The sequence below is a fragment of the Oleiphilus sp. HI0125 genome (genome assembly GCF_001635355.1).
In genome coordinates this window covers 1-1,542 of record NZ_LWGF01000992.1, presented here as the reverse complement: position 1 = coordinate 1,542, position 1,542 = coordinate 1, and the positions used below count along the sequence as shown (strand labels likewise).

Sequence of the window (1,542 nt, the reverse complement as noted above, 5' to 3'; positions counted from 1 at the left end):
CCGATCAGAGCATTTGGATCTTTTGTCTCAATTGCCTCAAACAACGTAACGCCTAAACCTTCGACCTTGAATCCGCCAGCGCAATCATAAGATGGCTCTTTTTGCACATAGCTTTCAATTTGGGCGGATGTTAAAGGTTTAAATTTCACGCGCGTTAGATCGCAAGTGGTTTCTTCCTTCATTGTTTCGGTGTTAACGACCGAAAGAGCAGTAAAAAACGAAACTTCTTTGCCTGAGCAGAAGGCGAGTTGCTCGCAGTTCTTTTCGAAAGAACCTGGTTTATGAAGATATACTCCGTCGCAATAAGCTACCTGATCGCTACCGATAACAATGCTTTTGCTTGGTGATGAGAGTGAGGCCACCACATTATGCGCTTTTAGTGATGCGAGCTTTAGAGCTAAGTCTTTTGGAGAGTTGGCCGAAATAGATCTTTCATCGATCTTAGGAGCAATGCATTCAACGTGAGAAAACAGCTTTTCTAGTAGAGTTTTGCGGTATTTGCTAGATGAGCCAAGAATAATGTGATGAGTAGTCATTTAGTTTTCTTGAAATAGTTCGAATTGGCGCTAGTGTTTCATATTCCAAACTGATGCTGAAGCCTCAGTTGTGGACTGCTTTGAACGATTGTTAAAAAAATGTTGTTTTCTTTTGACAAGTACGGATCTCGCCAATAGAATTGCGCGCTTATGTCGGATCACTCACTCCCAAAGACTGTCGATCCCCTTAAATATGCTGACCAAAACAAGGTTTTGCAGGGGAAAATTGCAGTGCAATCTATGCCTCGCTTGGCAGATATTGTTCTAAGTACTGAAGGGGATGTAGAAGTAACGCTTGAGTTCGATCGCGATGAGCAACATCTTAGAGTTCTCAAAGGGCATCTAAAAGCGGAATTAGCTTTGACCTGCGAGCGTTGCTTAGAAGCGGTTAACAAGGTAGTAGAGTCAGACTTTCAGCTTGGTATTGTCTTATCAGATGAGCAAGCTAAGAACCTGCCTGGATACTATGAGCCGCTTTTGGTCGAGCCGGAAGTTATGCCGGTTTATGATGTGGTCGAAGAGGAATTGATCCTCAGTTTGCCGATGTTTTCCTATCATGATGATTGTAAAGCAGAGCAGTTTGGGGAAGAGCGAGAAATCGAAGAAGCACCGGAAAAAGAAAATCCTTTTGCCGTGTTATCTGAATTGAAGCTCAAAAAATAGTTTATGATTTGCGCGCACTTATAGATTGCGCCACATGAGAAAGACACCTTTCGGGAGAAACGTATGGCTGTTCAACAAAATCGCAAAACTCGCTCTAAGCGTGGCATGCGCCGTTCACACGACGCGCTAACTGGTGCAACTCTTTCAGTTGACTCAACTACTGGTGAAACGCACCGTCGTCACCACGTAACTGCAGACGGTTTTTACCGTGGTAAGCAAGTTATCGAGAAAGCAGACGACTAAGCGAATTATTCGCACGCTATGACAGGAAACCTGCGCATCGCTGTTGATGCGATGAGTTGTGATCATGGCGCACAAGTGGCGGTTAATGCGTCACTTTCGT

The 1,542-nt window shown here is 44.1% G+C and carries 3 protein-coding genes; 2 read left to right on the top strand and 1 reads right to left on the bottom strand.

Going from position 1 to position 1,542, the window contains the following annotated elements:
• The coding region (locus tag A3762_RS17095) for a nucleoside triphosphate pyrophosphatase (protein WP_068756777.1) at positions 1-536 on the bottom strand (536 nt) is incomplete at its 3' end.
• Positions 537-686: 150 nt separating this feature from the next.
• Here A3762_RS17095 and A3762_RS17090 point away from each other — a divergent pair.
• The gene (locus A3762_RS17090; RefSeq protein ID WP_068754024.1) at positions 687-1,199 is read left to right on the top strand and encodes a YceD family protein; all 513 of its coding nucleotides are present in this window, start codon (positions 687-689) and stop codon (positions 1,197-1,199) included.
• A gap of 63 nt (positions 1,200-1,262) precedes the next feature.
• Positions 1,263-1,442, top strand: coding sequence for a 50S ribosomal protein L32 (gene rpmF / locus A3762_RS17085; RefSeq protein ID WP_068476088.1), 180 nt, complete (start codon positions 1,263-1,265; stop codon positions 1,440-1,442).
• Positions 1,443-1,542 lie beyond the last annotated feature (100 nt).